Below are 17,933 nucleotides of genomic sequence, written 5' to 3'. Positions count from 1 at the left end.
CCGACGTAAAACTGGCATAGCTTCTCCACGGAATCGCGATGGCGCGAACGGGGTGGAGCAGGCATGACGCAGGCGGTATTGGGCATCATCGGCGGCTCCGGCATCTACGATCTGCCGGGGCTGGAGGACGCTCGCGAAGAGGTGATCAGGAGTCCCTGGGGTGAACCGTCGGCACCCCTGCGGCGCGGCTCGATTGCCGGCCTGCCGATCGTGTTCCTGCCGCGCCACGACAAGGGCCACCGGCTGTCGCCCTCCGACATCAATTATCGCGCCAATATCGACGTCCTCAAGCGCGCAGGGGTCACAGACCTGATCTCGCTGTCGGCCTGCGGCTCGTTCAGGGAGGAACTGCCGCCGGGAACCTTCGTTCTCGTCGACCAGTTCGTCGATCGTACCCACAAACGCGAGAGCTCGTTCTTCGGGAGGGGATGCGTCGCGCATGTGTCGATGGCGCACCCGGTCTCGCCGCGGCTGCGCATCCACCTTGCCACGGCGGCCGAAGCCGAGGGCATCGCGTTTGCGCGCGGCGGCACCTATGTCTGCATGGAGGGACCGCAATTCTCGACCTATGCGGAAAGCATGACCTACAAGACGCTTGGCTATTCCGTAATCGGCATGACCAACATGCCCGAGGCGAAACTCGCGCGTGAGGCGGAGCTTTGCTACGCCACCGTCGCGATGGTGACGGATTTCGATTGCTGGCATCCTGATCACGACGCCGTCACCGTGCAGGACATCATCCGCGTTCTGAGCTCGAACGCCGACAAGGCAAAAGCGCTGGTGGCGCGGCTGGCGAAAGACTTCCCGCGCGAGCATGAGCCGTGCCCGATCGGCTCGGACCGCGCGCTCGATACCGCGCTGATCACCGCGCCCGAGGCGCGCGATCCCGAGCTCTTGAAGAAGCTCGACGCGGTGGCCGGGCGCATCCTGCGAACGTGATACGAAAGGCAGAATCCCATGAAGGTCGACGGCAAGCATTTCCGCAGCATCTGGCGTGAGCGCGACGGCTGGTCGGTCGGAGCGATCGACCAGCGCCGGCTGCCGCATGAGTTCATCGTTGCGAAGCTGACCTCATGCGAGGACGCGGCCCTCGCCATCCGCGACATGCTGGTGCGCGGTGCGCCACTGATCGGCGCGACCGCAGCTTACGGCATGGCGCTGGCGATGCGCGAGGACGCTTCCGACGCCGGCCTGAAGCGCGCCTACGACACGCTCGTGGTGGCGCGGCCGACCGCGATCAATCTGAAATGGGCCCTGGACGAGATGCGCGCGAGCCTCGCGCCGATCGATGCACTGGAGCGCGCGGAGGCCGCCTATGCGCGCGCCGACGAGATCGTCGAGCAGGACGTCGAGATCAACCGCGGCATCGCCGGCAACGGCCTGAAACTCATCGAGGCGATCGTCGCAAGGAAGAAGCCGGGCGAGACCGTCAATGTGCTGACCCATTGCAATGCCGGCTGGCTTGCGACCGTCGACTGGGGCACGGCGACGGCGCCGATCTATCTGGCGCACGAGCGCGGCATCAAGATCCACGTCTGGGTCGACGAGACGCGGCCGCGCAACCAGGGCGCCTCGCTCACGGCCTGGGAGCTTGGCCATCACGGCGTGGCGCATACGGTGATTCCGGACAACACCGGCGGGCATCTGATGCAGCACGGCATGGTCGATCTCGCCATCGTCGGCACCGATCGCGTTGCCGCCAATGGCGATGTCTGCAACAAGATCGGCACATATTTGAAGGCGCTCGCCGCTCACGACAATAATGTGCCGTTCTATGTCGCGCTGCCGTCGCCGACGATCGATTTCGCCGTTGATGACGGCATCCGCGACATCCCGATCGAGCAGCGCAGCGGCACGGAAGTCACCGACATGACCGGCCGCACCGCGGACGGAAGGCTTGAGACCGTGCGCATCGTGCCGGAGGGCTCGCCGGTCGCGAACTATGCCTTCGACGTGACCCCGGCACGGCTCATCACCGGCCTCATCACCGAGCGCGGCGTGCTGAAGCCCGATCGCGCCTCACTTGCCGCGGCGTTTCCGGAGCGGATCGCAGCTGCGGCGGAGTAGTTCTGGCTCGGCGATAGCTCGCAATGACGGAGAATGACGCTCTAGCTCAGCTTCAATCCCGTCGCGGCCTCGAGCCCGGCGATCGCCTGGGCGCCGCTGGTGACCTTGATCGTCGTCATGCCCATCTCGCGTGCCGGCTTCAGATTGACGCCGAGATCGTCGAGATAGACGCAATTCTTCGGATCGACCTTCAGCGTTTCGACCATCAGCTGATAGATGCGCGGGTCGGGCTTGCGCAGGCCGATTTTGGCGGACTCGATGACATGGTCGAACAGCACCATCACCTCGGCGACATAGAGTGAGCGCCCGGTCATGCTGCCGATCGCATTGGCCGGCAGATTGTTGGTAATGCAGCCGGTCTTGAATTGCGCCTTGATGCGCTTCAACGCTTCGACCATCTCGGGGCGCAGATCGCCCTGAAGCAGCGGCAGCACGTCGCGGCCGCGCACCTCCGCGCCGAGCGCCAGCGATTCCGTCGCGAACAGTCTGTCGAACGTGTCGATATCGACCTCGGCGCGCTCGAACTTGGCCCAGGCATTTTCCAGATGATTGGCGGCATTGGTGCGCCGGATGATGTCGATGGGCAGGCCACGCTCTGTCTCGAACCGCGTGAACGCTTCAAACGGCGAACTCGTCAGCACGCCACCAAAATCAAAGATCACAGCCTCGATCGTCAAGATCCCGCCCTCGTCAATTCCTTTCCAAGAGCGCTAGCATGCGCTATCGGCAAGGGCCAGTCCGAAGCCATCCTAATGCTGTCACCGACGCCAACACCAAAGCGTGTTCCCATGAAGAAGCTCGTAACCCTCATTGCGATCGCGCTGCCGCTCGCCACGCCCGCTTATGCCATCGTTGGTGGCGGCACGCCCCAGGCCGATGGCGTCGCGCGCGCCGTCGTCACGATCGTCGGCTCGCGCGGCAATTTCTGTACCGGCACCCTCGTTGCGCCAAAGCTGGTGCTTACCGTCGCCCACTGCGTGCAACCCGGCGCGGACTACAAGATCGTCGATCGCGGCACCGACGGGCAGCCGCAACTGCTGAATGTCCGCACCGTCGCGATCCATCCGAATTTCAACATGCAGGCAATGCAAGCGCATCGCGCTACCGCCGACGTGGCGCTGCTGCAGCTGGAAATTCCACTCAAGGGAAAATCGACGGTGCCCGTCGGCGCGCCGAATATTCCGATCCAAGTCGGCAGCCGCTTCGTCGTCGCCGGTATCGGCGTCACCGTGCGTGGCGAGGGCAAGAGTGGCGGCGCGACGCGTGTTGCCGGCCTCGTCGCGACGGGTCAGCCCGGCACGCTCCAGATCCGGCTGGTCGACCCCGTAACCAACGGTGTTCGCGACGGAATTGGCGCCTGCACCGGCGATTCCGGCGGTCCCGTGTTCGAGGACAAGCCGACCGGATCCGTGCTCGTCGGCGTCATCAGCTGGTCCACGGGGCCGAACGGAGCCGCCGGCTGCGGCGGGCTGACCGGTGTTACGCCGCTCACGCTCTATCGCGACTGGATCTTGCAGACCGCGCGGAGCTGGGGTGCGGCGCTGTGATTTGACCGCGACCCGATCTATGTCATCTTGAAGCGGAAGCGCGATGGGCGACCATGTCCGTCGCGGAGGAAACGCGCCGCCCAACCAAGGGCGGCCACAAAAACAAGCAAGGCATAGAAGCAACAATGAATGTCGCTGTTCGCAGTCACGCCACGGCCAAACAGGCTTCTGAACATTTCGACGTGCTGATCGTCGGCGCCGGCATCTCGGGCATCGGCAGCGCCTATCACATGACCAAGCAGCTTCCGGGTGCGAGCTTCGTCATCCTGGAAACGCAGGCGACGTTCGGCGGCACGTGGACCACGCATCGCTATCCCGGCATCCGCTCCGACAGCGATCTCCACACCTTCGGTTATAGCTTCAAGCCCTGGGTCGGGCCGCCGATCGCGACCGCCGAGGAAATCCTCGCCTACATGAACGAGGTGATCGACGAAAACGATATCGCGCGGCATATCCGCTACAAGCACAAGATCAATTCGGCGAGCTGGTCGAGCGAGCAAAACCTCTGGACTATCGAGGCGGTGACGACCGACACCGGCGAAGCGAAAACATTCACTGCGAACTTCCTCTGGATGTGCCAGGGCTATTACCGCCATTCGGAAGGCTATACGCCGGAATGGAAAGGTACCGATCGCTTCAAGGGCCGCATCGTTCATCCGCAGACCTGGCCTGATGATATCGACCTCGCGAACAAGAAAGTCGTCGTGATCGGCTCCGGCGCGACGGCGGCGACGCTGGTGCCGAACATTGCCGACAAATGCGCGCATGTCACGATGCTGCAGCGTTCGCCGACCTATTTCCGTCTCGGCCGCAACGCCATCGAGATCGCGGAGGAGCTGCGCCGGCTGCAGGTCGACGAGGCCTGGATCCACGAGATCGTTCGCCGCAAGATCCTGTTCGAGCAGGACGCGTTCACCAAGCTTTGCTTGTCAAAACCCGAGCAGGTGAAAAAGGAGCTGATCGGGCAGATCAGCGCAGTGCTCGGTCCGGAGTACGATGTCGACACGCATTTCACGCCGAGCTACCGGCCGTGGCGGCAGCGCATCGCCTTCGTGCCCGATGCCGATCTGTTCAAGGGCATCGCCAGCGGCAAGGCGTCCGTCGTCACCGACGAGATCGAGTTCTTCGTTGAGAACGGCATCCAGCTCAAATCCGGCAAGCTGCTTGAGGCCGACGTCATCGTCACCGCAACCGGCTTCAATCTCGCGGCGCTCGGCGACATCGCCTTCGAGGTCGACGGCAAGCCGCTCGCTTTCGGCGACACCGTCACCTATCGCGGCATGATGTTCACGGGCGTGCCGAACATGGTCTGGGTCTTCGGCTATTTCCGCGCCAGCTGGACGCTGCGCGTCGATCTCGTCGCTGACTTCGTCTGCCGCCTGCTCGGTCACATGAAGGCCAAAGGCAAGAAGAAGGTCGAGGTCAAGTTACGCGCCGAAGACCACAACATGCCGATCCTGCCCTGGATCGATCCGGAAAACTTCAATCCCGGCTACATGATGCGCAACATGGACCTGCTGCCCAAGCGCGGCGACAAGCCGGAATGGCAGCACAGCCAGGATTACTGGACCGAAAAGGACGAGATCCCGAAGACGAATCTGGATGGCGGGGAGTTTGTGTACGGGTGAGGACTAGGCGCTAACCAAGCATTGCAACGTCGTCCCGGCCTAGTGCGCAATTGCGCACGGGGGCCGGGACCCATACAGCGAGGCCTATCGATTGCGGACGGTGCTAGTCCGAACGACTAGTCTTCGCCAAATCACTCCCTGGGGTTATGGGTCCCGGCCTTCGCCGGGACGACACGGTGTGCTGAGTCACATCCCAACTCACTCGGAGCAAGACTACGAATTCCTTCTTGTCGCATTCGTTGCAATCGCCGCAGCCGCGGTCCGGTTCTCGACTCCAAGCTTGGAGTAGATCTGCTCGAGATGCTTGTCGACCGTGCGCGGGCTCAAGCCCAAAATCTGCGCGATGTCGCGGTTGGTTTTGCCCTTGCTGAGCCAGGCCAGCACCTCGCCTTCGCGGGTAGTGAGGCCGAGCTCGCTGGTGAACTCGGGTGGCGGCGCGGTGCCGGATTCCCTGGAGAGCCGCAGCAGGAACTCGTTCGGTGCGGTCTCGCCCATGTAGTACAGCCGGAGCTGAGGATTGTCGGGCAAGGAAGCCGCCTGAGACTTCGAGCTGCCCTTGCCCTTCGCCTGCTCCAGCCATTGCAGCAATGATACCGGCAGGACGAAATCGTCGTCGGCCTGCGCGCCGTGGTGGTCCGCCAGCAGCTTCTGCGCCTGCGGGGTCGCCCACAACAATTTGCCCTGGCGGTTGACCGCGAACAGGAATCGGCCGGAGACATCGAGCGCGGCGCGTGCGCTTTGCGTCAGCCGCGCATTGCCGAGATGAACGCGGATCCGCGCCAGCATCTCCTCGATCACGATCGGCTTGGTCACGTAGTCGACGCCGCCGGCCTCCAGCCCGCGCACGATGTGCTCGGTCTCGGCGAGCCCCGTCATGAATATCACCGGGACATTGGCAAGGCCCGCATCGCGCTTGAGGCGGCGGCAGGTCTCGAACCCGTCCATGCCCGGCATCACAGCGTCGAGCAGCACGATGTCAGGCGTGATTTGGTCGACGATACGCATCGCGGCCGCGCCATCGAGCGCCACCATCACCGTCATCCCGGCGCTGTCGAGCGCGTCGGTGAGCAGCCGCAGCGTCTCCGGGGAGTCGTCAACAACGAGCGCGACGTCGCGCTTTTTCGACTCAGTGCTCATACGCATGCAACGTCTTCAATGTGGCCATGTACTGGCCGAGATCGAAGCGGTCGATCAGCGACCGCATTTCCGCGACGAAGTCGGCATGTTCAGGGTGCTCACTGCCGATCTCGTCCAGCTTCAACTGGATAGCCTTGACGTAGCCGATCTGACCGAGCCCGATCAGAGCCTCGATGTGTCGTACAGGCGGCCGCGAGCCGCTCTCCGGCCGCCACAGCGGCACCGCGATCTCCTCCGAGCCGTATTGCCATTCGACCTTGAGAAGCTGGCGGATACTTTCCAAAAGCCTGGGAATATCGATCGGCTTCATCAGGTAGCCGTCGTGGAAAGGCTGTGCCAGCGGTGTGCCGTGCGCCTCGAGCGCGCTGGCAGACACCATCAGGATGCGCGCCTGATGGTGGCCGCTGGCGCGCAGCGTCTCCGCCACCGTCCAGCCGTCCATGCCAGGCATGGAGATATCGAGCAGGAACAGATCAGGCCGGCAGTGCTGGGCTAGCGCCAGGCAGCCAGGCCCGTCGGGCGCGCTGAGCAGGATGAAGCCGAGTGGGGTCAACACCTCGCGCAGGAGGTCGCGATGCACGGGATCGTCGTCGGTGATGAGGATGGTCTTGCGCGCGCCGTGATAGCCCGAGATCGGGGCCTCCACCGGCGCAATGCGCTGCGGATTGGTGACTTCGGATAGCAGCATCTTGACCTTGAACGTGCTGCCGCTGCCGACCGTGCTCAAGACCTTGATGTCGCCGCCCATGACGCCGGCGAGCAACCGGCTGATGGTGAGGCCCAGCCCCGTGCCGGTCTGCGGCTGCGAGACACCGAGCGCGCCACGTTCGAAAGGTGCGAAGATGCGTTCGAGATCGTCGCCCTGGATGCCGGGGCCGGTGTCGATCACCTCGAACTCCGCGACCGGGCTGCGATAGTGCACCACGAACTGCACACTGCCGACCTGGGTGAATTTGATCGCGTTGGACAGCAGATTGATCAGCACCTGGCGCAGCCGCTTCTCGTCGGCATAGACCACGACCGGCAAATGCGCCGGCCGCCTGAACACGAAGTCGATGCTCTTGGCCGCGGCCTGAAGGCGGAACATGCCGACGAGCTGGTCGAGGAATTCGGTCAGGCGCACCTCGTCGCGCGACAGGTACAGCCGCCCCGCCTCGATCTTGGAGATGTCCAGAATGCCGTCGATCAGGCCGGAGAGGTGATCGGCGCTGCGGCGGACGACGCGGACCTGGTCGCGCGGCTTGGTGTTGAGCGTGGTGTCCTGCTCCAGGAGTTGGGCATAGCCGCTGATCGCATTCAGCGGCGAGCGCAGCTCGTGGCTCAGGCCCACCACGTAGCGGCTCTTGGCGAGGTTGGCGGATTCTGCGATTTCCTTGGCGCGCTGGAGCTCGGCATCGGTGCGCTTGTGGGCGTCGATCTCCTGAATCAGCAGCGTGGTCTGGCGTCGGGTCTCGGCCTCGGCGGCCCGTCGGCTCTGCTGCGCCAGCACGAACAGCCAGGCCACCACGCCGATGATGATGCTGAGCGAGAAGAACACCTTCCAGAGCACGTTGGAGACGAGCATGTTCTCGCCAGGCACGCTGACCGAGCTCTGGAGGTAAATCAGCCCCAGCACCAGCGCGACGAGGCCCGCGGAGACCACGAACACACCGATGTAGTGGCCGAACTGCGAGTTGATCCGCTGATAGATCGCCTGCGGCAAGATCCTGGCGAGTGCGTCGGCGAACTGCACCTGCGCGCGCGCATGCGGTTTGCACAAATCGTGGCAGCGCGCATCGAGCGAGCAGCATAGCGAGCAGATCGGGCCGGCATAGGCAGGACAGGAGGTCATGTCCTCCGGCTCGAAATGGTGCTCGCAGATGCAGCACTGGATCGATTCGATGTTGGCCCAACTCCTCTTCGGCTTGCGCGCGATGTAATATTTTCCGTCGGTGAGCCAGGCGATGACGGGCGCGGTGACGAAGGCGACCGTCAGCGCGACGAAGGCCGCGAGCGCTTTCATGGTCGAGCCGAACAGGCCGTAGAATGCCGCGATCGAGACGATGGTCGCGATCGTCATCGCGCCGACGCCGACCGGGTTGATGTCGTAGAGATGGGCGCGCTTGAACTCCATCTGCGGCGGGCGCAGGCCGAGGGGCTTGTTGACCACGAGATCAGAGACCAGCGCACCGACCCAGGCGATCGCGACATTGGAGTAGAGCGCGAGCGTCTGCTCCAGCGCCTTGTAGACGCCGATCTCCATCAGCAGCAAGGCCACCATCACGTTGAACACCAGCCAGACGACCCGGCCCGGATGGCTATGAGTGAGACGCGAGAAGAAGTTCGACCAGGCGATCGAGCCTGCATAGGCGTTGGTGACGTTGATCTTGAGCTGCGACAGGATCACGAACGCGCCGGTGAGTGCCAGAGCCATGTCCGGCTGCGACAACACGTAGCGAAACGCCTCGAGATACATGTGCGCAGGCTCGGCCGCCAGCTCGCTGGAGAGGCCGTGGCTCAGCGCGAAGAAGGCGAGAAACGAGCCCAGCAGCAATTTCAGCGCGCCGAAGATGATCCAGCCGGGCCCCGCGATCAGCAGGGCGGCCCACCACGACGTTCGCGAGGTGCGGCGGTCGCGCGGCAGAAACCTGAGGAAGTCGACCTGCTCGCCGATCTGAGCCACCAGCGAAAACACCACGGAGGATGCTACGCCGAACAGCAGTAGATCGAAATGTCCGCTGGGGTCGCCGTGCTCGCCGGCGAATTTGCGCCATTCCGTGAACGAGTAAGGGTTGGCCCAGGCGATCGCCGCGAAGGGCAGGATGTGCAGGATGATCCAGATCGGCTGCGTCCAGAGCTGGAAGCGGCTGATCAGCGTGATGCCGTAGGTGACAAGCGGGATGATCGCGACCGCGCTGATGAGATAGCCGATCGGGCGCGGAATGCCGAAGCACATCTCGAGCGCCGTGGCCAGGATCACCGCTTCGATCGCGAAGAAGATGAAGGTGAAGGAGGCGTAGATCAGCGACGTGACGGTCGAGCCGATATAACCGAAGCCGGCGCCGCGGGTGAGCAGGTCAATGTCGATGCCGCATTTGGCGGCATAATAGGCAATCGGGACGCCGCAGCAGAAGATGATGATGGAGACGACGAGGATCGCGGCGGTGGCGTTGGTAACCCCGTAATTCAGGGTGATGGTGCCGCCGATCGCCTCAAGCGCGAGAAAGGAGATGGCGCCCAGGGCAGTGTTGGCGACGCGGGCAGCGGACCACCGGCGCGCGCTCTTGGCGGTGAAGCGCAGCGCGTAGTCTTCCAGCGTCTGGTTGGCGACCCATTGGTTGTACTGGCGCCTGACGCGATCTATTCGCTGCCGCCCTGCCACTTCAGCCCCCACTCCTACTCCCGAACGCGCCGGACCCCCTCGCAAAATCCGTACCAAAAGCCTACGTCGTCATTTTGCGGTGCAGTATACGCGATCTTGCGTATGCTTGCAGTGCACAAATTCGAGCCATCCTCACGGCACCAATCGCGTGTCCTCGAACAACAGTGGGGTGCTCATGTCAGACGAAGCGAACAAGGGCCTGTTATCGCCGCTCCGGCGCAAATTATTGATGGGAATGGCGGCCGTGCCGGCCATCACCATGCTACCGCGAGCATCTTTTGCGCAGGCCCCAGCGACCTCGGCAGTCAACACCACGGGTCTCGCGGTCACCGACACCGAGGTGACGGTCGGCATCCTGCATTCGGCGACCGGCACCATGGCCATCTCCGAGACCGGCTCGATCGAAGCCGAAAAGCTTGCCATCGAGCAGATCAATGCCATGGGCGGCGTGCTCGGTCGCAAGATCAAGTTCATCCAGGAAGACGGCGCCAGCGACTGGCCGACCTTTGCCGAGAAGGCCAAGAAGCTGCTGGTCAACGACAAGGTCGCGGCGATCATGGGCTGCTGGACCTCGGCGTCCCGCAAGGCCGTGCTGCCCGTCATGGAGCAGTACAACGGCATGCTCTATTACCCGACCTTCTACGAAGGTCTCGAGCAGTCCAAGAACGTGATCTACACAGGTCAGGAAGCCACTCAGCAGATCCTCGCCGGCCTGAACTGGATCGCCAAGGAGAAGGGCGCCAAGTCGTTCTTCTTCATCGGCTCCGACTACATCTGGCCGCGCACCTCGAACAAGATTGCGCGCAAGCATGTCGAGAACGTGCTGAAGGGCAAGGTGGTCGGCGAAGAGTATTATCCGCTCGGCAATACGCAGTTCAATTCGGTCATCAACAAGATCAAGCTGACCAAGCCCGACGTGATCTTCACCGACGTCGTCGGCGGCTCGAACGTCGCGTTCTACAAGCAGCTCAAGGCGGCCGGCATCGACCTCTCCAAGCAGGCGCTGCTCACGATCTCGGTGACCGAAGACGAGATCGACGGCATTGGCGGCGAGAACATCGCGGGCGCCTATGCCTGCATGAAGTACTTCCAGTCGCTCGACAATCCGAACAACAAGACCTTCGTTCCTGCGTTCAAGAAGATGTGGGGCGAGAAGACCGTGATCGGAGACGTCACCCAGGCTGCCTATCTCGGACCGTGGTTGTGGAAGTTGACGGTGGAGAAGGCGGGCTCCTTCGACATCGACAAGATCGCCGCGGCGTCGCCGGGCATCGAGTTCAAGGGCGCTCCGGAAGGCTATGTGCGCATCCACGAAAATCATCACCTCTGGTCGAAGACCCGGGTGGGACGCGCCAAGCTCGATGGCCAGTTCGAACTGATCTACGAGACCGCCGATCTGGTCGAGCCGGATCCGTTCCCCAAGGGCTACCAGTAAGACGAGATCTATCAGTTAGTCACGGCGTTCGTCGCCGTTTCCCTCTCAGGCAAAACCTCTCCCTGGCGTGGACCGCAAATCCACGCCCAAGACCCCCGCGTCGCGAACCTGCTCGCGACGCGGGACCCTTTCCCGACGGAGGACATCGATGTTCGGCGACTACTCGCTTGGTGACCTTGGCTCCATCTTCGTCATGCAGGGCTTTGCAGGACTGATCCTGTTCTCCGTCTACGTCCTGATGGCGCTGGGTCTTGCGATCATCTTCGGCCAGATGGGCGTCATCAACATGGCCCATGGCGAGTTCATGATCCTTGGGGCCTACGTCACCTGGATGACCTCGAGCTTCTTCCAATCCTATTTGCCGAGCCTGTTCAGCGGCTATTTCTTCCTCGCGATGATCCTGGCCTTTGTCGCATCCGGTGCGTTGGGGATGCTGGTGGAATGGGTGCTGATACGGCATCTCTACAAGCGCCCGCTCGACACGCTGCTCGCGACTTGGGGCCTCAGCCTGATCCTGCAACAGGCCTATCGCTCCGTGTTCGGCGCGCGCGAGGTCGGCGTCGAGCTGCCGCAATGGATGCTCGGCTCGCTGCACGTGACCGACAGCATCGAAGTGCCGATCAACGGCGTCTTCGTGATGTGCCTCACCGTCCTGATCACTGTCGGCGTCGCCTACGTGATGTACAAATCGCGCTGGGGTCGACAGGTGCGCGCCGTCGTGCAGAACCGCATCATGGCCGGTGCCGTCGGCATCAACACCGAAAAGGTGGATCGCTACACTTTCGGCCTCGGCTGCGGCATTGCCGGTGTCGCTGGGAGCGCCTTCACCATGATCGGCTCGACCGGGCCGACCTCCGGACAGCTCTACATCGTCGATACGTTCCTGGTGGTCGTGTTCGGCGGCGCGGCAAGCCTGCTCGGCACCATCGCATCGGCCTTCTCAATCTCGCAGACCCAATCCACCCTCGAGTTCTTCCTGTCGGGCTCGATGGCTAAGGTGCTGACGCTGCTTGCCGTTGTCGGAATCCTGATGCTGCGGCCGCAGGGTCTCTTCGCCCTCAAGGTCCGCAAATAACAAGAAGCAGGCAAGTCATGGTCATCAACTCACGCTTCTTCAATCGATCCGAGCTCATGGGCTTCCTCGTGCTGGCCGCCGTGCTGTTCGTGATCCTGCCGCTCTCGCTGGATGTGTTCCGTCTCAACCTCGTCGCGAAGTATCTGACCTACGCCTTCGTCGCGCTCGGTCTCGTGCTGTGCTGGGGCTACGGCGGCATTCTCAGTCTGGGGCAGGGCGTGTTCTTCGGCCTCGGCGGCTATTGCATGGCGATGTTCCTCAAGCTGGAGGCCTCCAGCGTCGAAAATACCAAAATCCAGTCGACGCCAGGCATCCCGGACTTCATGGACTGGAATCAGATCACGTCACTGCCACTGTTCTGGCAGCCGTTTCACAGTCTCGCCTTCACCATCCTCGCCATCATCTTGGTCCCCGGCATCTTCGCGCTGATCATCGGCACTGCGATGTTCAAGCGGCGCGTGGGCGGCACCTACTTTGCCATCATCACCCAGGCGGTGGCGGCCATCCTCACCATCCTGATCGTGGGCCAGCAGGGCTACACCGGCGGCATCAACGGCATGACCGACCTGCGCACCCTCAAGGGATGGGACATCCGGCCCGACCACGCCAAGGTCATCTTGTACTTCGTCGAAGTGGTGCTGCTGTTCGCCTGCATCGGCATCGCGCAGTTCATCCGCCTGACCAAGCTCGGCCGCATCCTGGTGGCTATGCGCGAACAGGAGGACCGCGTCCGCTTCTCCGGCTACAGCGTCGCCAACTTCAAGATCTTTGCGTTCTGTATGGCCGCGGTTTTCGCCGCGATCGGCGGGGCCATGTTCGCGCTCAATGTCGGTTTCATGTCGCCGTCCTTTGTCGGCATCGTGCCGTCGATCGAGATGGTGATCTACACCGCGGTCGGCGGACGGATGTCGATCTTTGGCGCGATATGGGGGGCCATTCTGGTGAACTTCGCCAAGACCAGCCTGTCGGAATCCTTTCCGCAACTCTGGCTGTTTGGTCTCGGCGCGCTGTTCATCGCGGTCGTGCTCGCTTTCCCGAACGGCCTGTCGGGGCTCTGGGCCGACTATGTGCAGCCGCGCGTCGACCGCCTTTTCGCCTCGCGCAAGAAGCCGGGCTGGAGCGACAATTCGGTTGCCGACGGCGCACCAGCAGAGTGAGGAGACCATCATGCTCGTCGGTCATCACGATGCCGATGCCATGCTGGCAGTGAGGAGATAGGTCATGCTCGTCGGTCATCGCGATGCCGATGCCACGCTGGCAGTGAGGAGATAGATCATGCTCGTCGGTCATCAGCCCAAGGAATTCCTGCTCGCGGTCTCCGGGCTGACGGTTTCCTTCGACGGCTTCAAGGCCGTCAACGATCTCTCGTTTTACGTCGAGGAGAACGAGATCCGCGTCATCATCGGCCCCAATGGGGCCGGCAAGACCACGGTGCTTGACCTGATCTGCGGCAAGACCAAGGCGACCGAAGGCTCGATCCAGTTTCGCGGGACCGAGCTGACCAAGCTGAAGGAGAACGAGATCGTCAAGGCCGGCGTCGGCCGCAAGTTCCAGACGCCGTCGGTGTTCGAAGACCTCACCGTGTTCGAGAATCTCGAGATCTCGTTTCCGCGCGGCCGCACCGTATTCGGCTCACTCACGTTCCAGCGTGACCAGCTGGTGAGGTCACGCGTCGGAGAGGTTGCCGAGATGATCTTCCTCAAGGACAAGCTCAACACCTATGCCTCCGAGCTCAGTCATGGCCAGAAGCAATGGCTCGAGATCGGCATGCTGCTGATTCAGGATCCTGACCTGCTCATGCTGGACGAGCCCGTCGCCGGCATGAGCGTGTCCGAACGCACCAAGACCGCCGAGCTGCTCAACCGCATCATCAAAAACCGCTCGGTGCTCGTGATCGAGCACGACATGAAGTTCGTCGAGGACATCGCGCACAAGGTCACCGTGCTTCACCAGGGCCAGATCCTCTCGGAAGGCACCATGGAAAAGGTGAAGAACGATCCCAAGGTCGTCGAAGTTTATCTCGGTCACTAAGGAGCGCGACGATGCTGGCTATTTCTGATCTTCACGTCGCCTACGGCCAGAGCGAGGTGCTGCACGGGCTCAACGTCAAAGTCGCGCCCAACGAGATCGTGGCGATCATGGGTCGCAACGGCATGGGCAAGACCACGCTGATGAAATCGCTGATGGGGATCCTGCCGGCCAAGAGTGGCTCGGTGACCATGGACGGCGCCGAGCTCGGCAGCCTGCCGAGCTACGAGCGGGTGGCCAAGGGGCTCGCCTATGTGCCGCAAGGCCGCATGATCTTTTCTACCATGACGGTGAAGGAGAACATCGAGACCGGCCTCGTGGTCTCCGGCGGAACCGAAGTGCCCGGTGACATCTACGAACTGTTTCCGGTGCTGCTGGAGATGAAGGACCGCCGTGGCGGCAATCTCTCCGGCGGCCAGCAGCAACAACTCGCGATCGCTCGTGCGCTGGCGACCAAGCCAAAAGTGCTGCTGCTCGACGAGCCGACCGAAGGTATCCAGCCGTCGATCATCAAGGAGATGGCGCGCACGCTCAAGCACATCCGCGACGAGAAGGGGCTTTCAATCGTCGTGTCCGAGCAGGTCCTGAGCTTCGCGCTCGATATCGCCGACCGTGTGCTGGTGATCGAGAACGGCGAGATCGTCCGTGATGATCCGCGCGGCGCCGTCGATGCCGCACAGGTCTCGAAATATCTGTCCGTCTAACCAACCGTGTAAAAGGGGAGCCTCTCGATGCCAGAGACACTGATCAAGGTCGATCTCACCAAGTCGGCCTATGAAAATGACATGGTGCATAACCGCTGGCACCCCGACATTCCGATCGTGGCCTGGGTCAATCCCGGCGACGACTTCATCATCGAGACTTATGACTGGACCGGCGGTTTCATCAAGAACAACGATTCCGCCGACGACGTGCGCGACATCGATCTGTCGATCGTGCACTTCCTCTCCGGCCCGATCGGCGTCAAGGGCGCCGAGCCCGGTGACCTCCTCGTCGTCGACCTGCTCGACGTTGGCCCGATGAAGGAGAGCATGTGGGGCTTCAACGGCTTCTTCTCCAAGCAGAACGGCGGCGGATTTCTTACGGATCATTTCCCGCTGGCGCAGAAGTCGATCTGGGACATCAAGGGTCTCTACACCTCGTCGCGGCATATTCCGGGCGTCAACTTCGCCGGCCTGATCCATCCCGGCCTGATCGGCTGTCTCCCCGATCCGAAGATGCTGGACACCTGGAACAAGCGCGAGGCCGAGCTGATCGCAACCAATCCGACCCGTGTGCCCGGCCTCGCCAATCCGCCGTTCGCGCCGACCGCTCATGGCGGCCGCGCCAAGGGCGAGGTCAAGGACAAGATCGGAGCCGAAGGCGCGCGCACCGTGCCGCCGCGGGAGCATGGCGGCAATTGCGACATCAAGGACCTTTCGCGCGGCTCGAAGATCTACTTCCCGGTCTACGTGCCCGGCGCCGGTCTCTCGATGGGCGATCTCCACTTCAGTCAGGGCGACGGCGAGATCACCTTCTGCGGTGCGATCGAGATGGCCGGCTGGCTGCATCTGAAGGTCGAGGTGATCAAGGACGGCATGGCGAAGTACGGCGTCAAGAATCCGATCTTCAAGCCGTCGCCGATCACACCGAACTACAAGGACTATCTGATCTTCGAAGGCATCTCGGTCGACGAGGCCGGCAAGCAGCACTATCTCGACGTCACCATCGCCTACCGCCAGGCCTGCCTGAATGCGATCGAATATCTGAAGAAGTTCGGCTACTCCGGCGCCCAGGCCTATTCGATCCTTGGTACGGCACCGGTTCAGGGGCACATCTCCGGCGTCGTCGACGTGCCCAATGCCTGTGCCACATTATGGCTGCCGACGGAAATCTTCGACTTCGACGTGATGCCGTCCTCGGCAGGTCCGATCAAGCACATCAAGGGCGATATCCAGATGCCGATATCGCCGGACAAGTAATCCCTGCGCGACCGGATGCGAGACGGCGTATCTGCCGCCCCGCATCCGCCGCGACAGTTCTCTCACAGACAACAGCGTAGGGATGATGCGATGCCGGTCTATGAATATCTCTGTGACGATTGCGGTCCGTTCAAGGATATGCGCCCGATGGCCGAATGCGACGATCCGCAAGCCTGTCCGCAATGTGAAATCATGGCGCCCCGCGTGATTCTGACCGCCCCGAACTTCTTCTGCATGCCGTCGGAGACGCGCAAGGCTCACGCCGCCAACGAGCGCAGCACGCACGCGCCGCAGACGCTGGCGCAATACAAGGCCTCGCATGGCCCCGGTTGCGGCTGCTGCTCCACGGGCAAGAATTCGTCAAAGAACGCGCCGGATAAGAACAAGCCGGCGCGGCTGGTGACCAAGACCAGGAGCGGTGCCAAGGGTTTTCCCACCGCGCGGCCCTGGATGATCAGTCACTGATTCACGCGGCAATCTCAAACAGAGTAGAGGAGCAATTCAAATGCTTCACGGTGACATCTCCAGCAGCAACGACACCGTCGGCGTCGCGGTGGTCAACTATAAGATGCCGCGCCTGCACACCAAGGCCGAGGTGCTCGACAGCGCCCGCAAGATCGCCGACATGGTGGTGGGCATGAAGACCGGCCTTCCCGGCATGGACCTGGTGATTTTCCCGGAATACTCCACCCAGGGCATCATGTACGACTCCAAGGAGATGTATGAGACCGCTTGCGCGGTGCCCGGTGAAGAGACCGCGATTTTTGCGGAGGCCTGCCGCAAGGCCAAGGTGTGGGGCGTGTTCTCGCTCACCGGCGAGCGCCACGAGGAGCATCCGCACAAGGCGCCCTACAACACCGTGATCCTGATGAACGACAAGGGTGACATCGTGCAGAAGTACCGCAAGATCATGCCGTGGGTGCCGATCGAGGGCTGGTATCCCGGCAATTGCACCTATGTCTCCGACGGCCCGAAAGGGATGAAGGTCAGCCTGATCATCTGCGACGACGGCAACTTCCCGGAGATCTGGCGCGACTGCGCCATGAAGGGGGCCGAGCTGATCGTGCGCTGCCAGGGCTACATGTATCCGGCCAAGGAGCAGCAGATCCTGATTTCAAAAGCGATGGCATGGGCCAACAATGTCTATGTCGCGGTCGCCAACGCTGCCGGCTTCGACGGCGTCTATTCTTACTTCGGTCACTCCGCGATCATCGGTTTCGACGGCCGCACCCTCGGCGAGTGCGGCGAGGAGGACTACGGCATCCAATATGCCCAGCTGTCGAAGCATCTGATCCGCGATGCGCGCCGCAACGGCCAGTCGCAGAACCATCTCTACAAGCTGGTCCACCGCGGCTACACCGGCATGATCAATTCCGGCGAAAGCCCGCGCGGCCTCGCCGTCTGCCCCTATGATTTCTACAAGAACTGGATCGCCGATCCCGAAGGCACCCGGGACATGGTCGAGGCGATGACGCGCGCGACGCCCGGTACCGCCGAATGCCCGATCGACGGCATCCCGAATGAAGCGGCGCCCACCAATTACTAAGCCGTTGCCCAAATCAGTGTGTGTGAAGGCGTGCCGCTCGCTCCCGTTGGGACGCGGCGCCGCCCCAGATGATCAGTCATTGATGTGAACGACGGTCAATACTGCGACCGAACCGCACACGCAAACGTCGTGGATCGACCAGGCTGCG

The 17,933-nt window shown here is 62.5% G+C and carries 15 protein-coding genes; 12 read left to right on the top strand and 3 right to left on the bottom strand.

The genetic code is table 11. From position 1 onward, the window contains the following. The first annotated feature begins 63 nt into the window (after positions 1–63). Both IVA93_RS35745 and mtnA read left to right on the top strand, forming a co-directional pair. Positions 64–939: an S-methyl-5'-thioadenosine phosphorylase gene (locus IVA93_RS35745; RefSeq protein WP_018455934.1), complete on the top strand. Its 876-nt coding sequence runs from the start codon at positions 64–66 to the stop codon at positions 937–939. Positions 940–957: 18 nt separating this feature from the next. Then, on the top strand, positions 958–2,067 hold the full coding sequence (gene mtnA / locus IVA93_RS35740; RefSeq protein WP_018455935.1) for an S-methyl-5-thioribose-1-phosphate isomerase: 1,110 nt from the start codon (positions 958–960) through the stop codon (positions 2,065–2,067). 41 nt (positions 2,068–2,108) lie between these two features. Here the strand turns inward: mtnA and IVA93_RS35735 are convergent, their stop codons facing one another. Beyond that, on the bottom strand, positions 2,109–2,744 hold the full coding sequence (locus IVA93_RS35735) for an HAD-IA family hydrolase (RefSeq protein WP_018455936.1): 636 nt from the start codon (positions 2,742–2,744) through the stop codon (positions 2,109–2,111). Between the two features lie 111 nt (positions 2,745–2,855). Between IVA93_RS35735 and IVA93_RS35730 the strand changes: the two genes are divergently transcribed. Both IVA93_RS35730 and IVA93_RS35725 read left to right on the top strand, forming a co-directional pair. After that, complete coding sequence (locus IVA93_RS35730) at positions 2,856–3,614, top strand: S1 family peptidase (RefSeq protein ID WP_018455937.1); 759 nt, start codon at positions 2,856–2,858, stop codon at positions 3,612–3,614. A gap of 125 nt (positions 3,615–3,739) precedes the next feature. Further along, a complete protein-coding gene (locus tag IVA93_RS35725; RefSeq protein WP_204513110.1) occupies positions 3,740–5,242 on the top strand; it encodes a flavin-containing monooxygenase in 1,503 nt (500 codons plus the stop codon). Between the two features lie 213 nt (positions 5,243–5,455). On the opposite strand, the gene IVA93_RS35720 is transcribed toward IVA93_RS35725, so the two are convergent. Both IVA93_RS35720 and IVA93_RS35715 read right to left on the bottom strand, forming a co-directional pair. Then, complete coding sequence (locus IVA93_RS35720) at positions 5,456–6,385, bottom strand: response regulator (protein WP_007598081.1); 930 nt, start codon at positions 6,383–6,385, stop codon at positions 5,456–5,458. Continuing rightward, a complete protein-coding gene (locus tag IVA93_RS35715; protein ID WP_018455940.1) occupies positions 6,369–9,740 on the bottom strand; it encodes a hybrid sensor histidine kinase/response regulator in 3,372 nt (1,123 codons plus the stop codon). The genes IVA93_RS35720 and IVA93_RS35715 overlap by 17 nt, the downstream gene beginning before the upstream one ends. A gap of 175 nt (positions 9,741–9,915) precedes the next feature. Between IVA93_RS35715 and urtA the strand changes: the two genes are divergently transcribed. From urtA to IVA93_RS35675, 8 genes are all read left to right on the top strand, one after another. Further along, positions 9,916–11,175: an urea ABC transporter substrate-binding protein gene (gene urtA / locus IVA93_RS35710; RefSeq protein ID WP_018455941.1), complete on the top strand. Its 1,260-nt coding sequence runs from the start codon at positions 9,916–9,918 to the stop codon at positions 11,173–11,175. A 148-nt stretch (positions 11,176–11,323) separates the two neighbouring features. Beyond that, positions 11,324–12,250 (top strand): urea ABC transporter permease subunit UrtB, encoded by a 927-nt coding sequence (urtB, locus tag IVA93_RS35705; protein ID WP_018455942.1) that lies wholly within the window; start codon positions 11,324–11,326, stop codon positions 12,248–12,250. 17 nt (positions 12,251–12,267) lie between these two features. After that, positions 12,268–13,407: an urea ABC transporter permease subunit UrtC gene (urtC, locus tag IVA93_RS35700; RefSeq protein WP_018455943.1), complete on the top strand. Its 1,140-nt coding sequence runs from the start codon at positions 12,268–12,270 to the stop codon at positions 13,405–13,407. Between the two features lie 118 nt (positions 13,408–13,525). Then, complete coding sequence (gene urtD / locus IVA93_RS35695) at positions 13,526–14,281, top strand: urea ABC transporter ATP-binding protein UrtD (RefSeq protein ID WP_018455944.1); 756 nt, start codon at positions 13,526–13,528, stop codon at positions 14,279–14,281. Positions 14,282–14,292: 11 nt separating this feature from the next. Continuing rightward, positions 14,293–14,982: an urea ABC transporter ATP-binding subunit UrtE gene (gene urtE, locus IVA93_RS35690; RefSeq protein WP_018455945.1), complete on the top strand. Its 690-nt coding sequence runs from the start codon at positions 14,293–14,295 to the stop codon at positions 14,980–14,982. 27 nt (positions 14,983–15,009) lie between these two features. Next, a complete protein-coding gene (fmdA, locus tag IVA93_RS35685; protein WP_007598072.1) occupies positions 15,010–16,239 on the top strand; it encodes a formamidase in 1,230 nt (409 codons plus the stop codon). A gap of 90 nt (positions 16,240–16,329) precedes the next feature. Next, the gene (locus IVA93_RS35680; RefSeq protein ID WP_018455946.1) at positions 16,330–16,704 is read left to right on the top strand and encodes an FmdB family zinc ribbon protein; all 375 of its coding nucleotides are present in this window, start codon (positions 16,330–16,332) and stop codon (positions 16,702–16,704) included. Positions 16,705–16,744: 40 nt separating this feature from the next. After that, positions 16,745–17,785: an aliphatic amidase gene (locus tag IVA93_RS35675; protein ID WP_247789577.1), complete on the top strand. Its 1,041-nt coding sequence runs from the start codon at positions 16,745–16,747 to the stop codon at positions 17,783–17,785. The last annotated feature ends 148 nt before the right edge of the window (positions 17,786–17,933 follow it).

The sequence above is a fragment of the Bradyrhizobium sp. 155 genome, from assembly GCF_023101105.1.
GTDB lineage: Bacteria > Pseudomonadota > Alphaproteobacteria > Rhizobiales > Xanthobacteraceae > Bradyrhizobium > Bradyrhizobium canariense_D.
The sequence above is the reverse complement of the archived record's forward strand: the minus strand, read 5'-3'. Positions and strand labels throughout refer to the sequence as shown.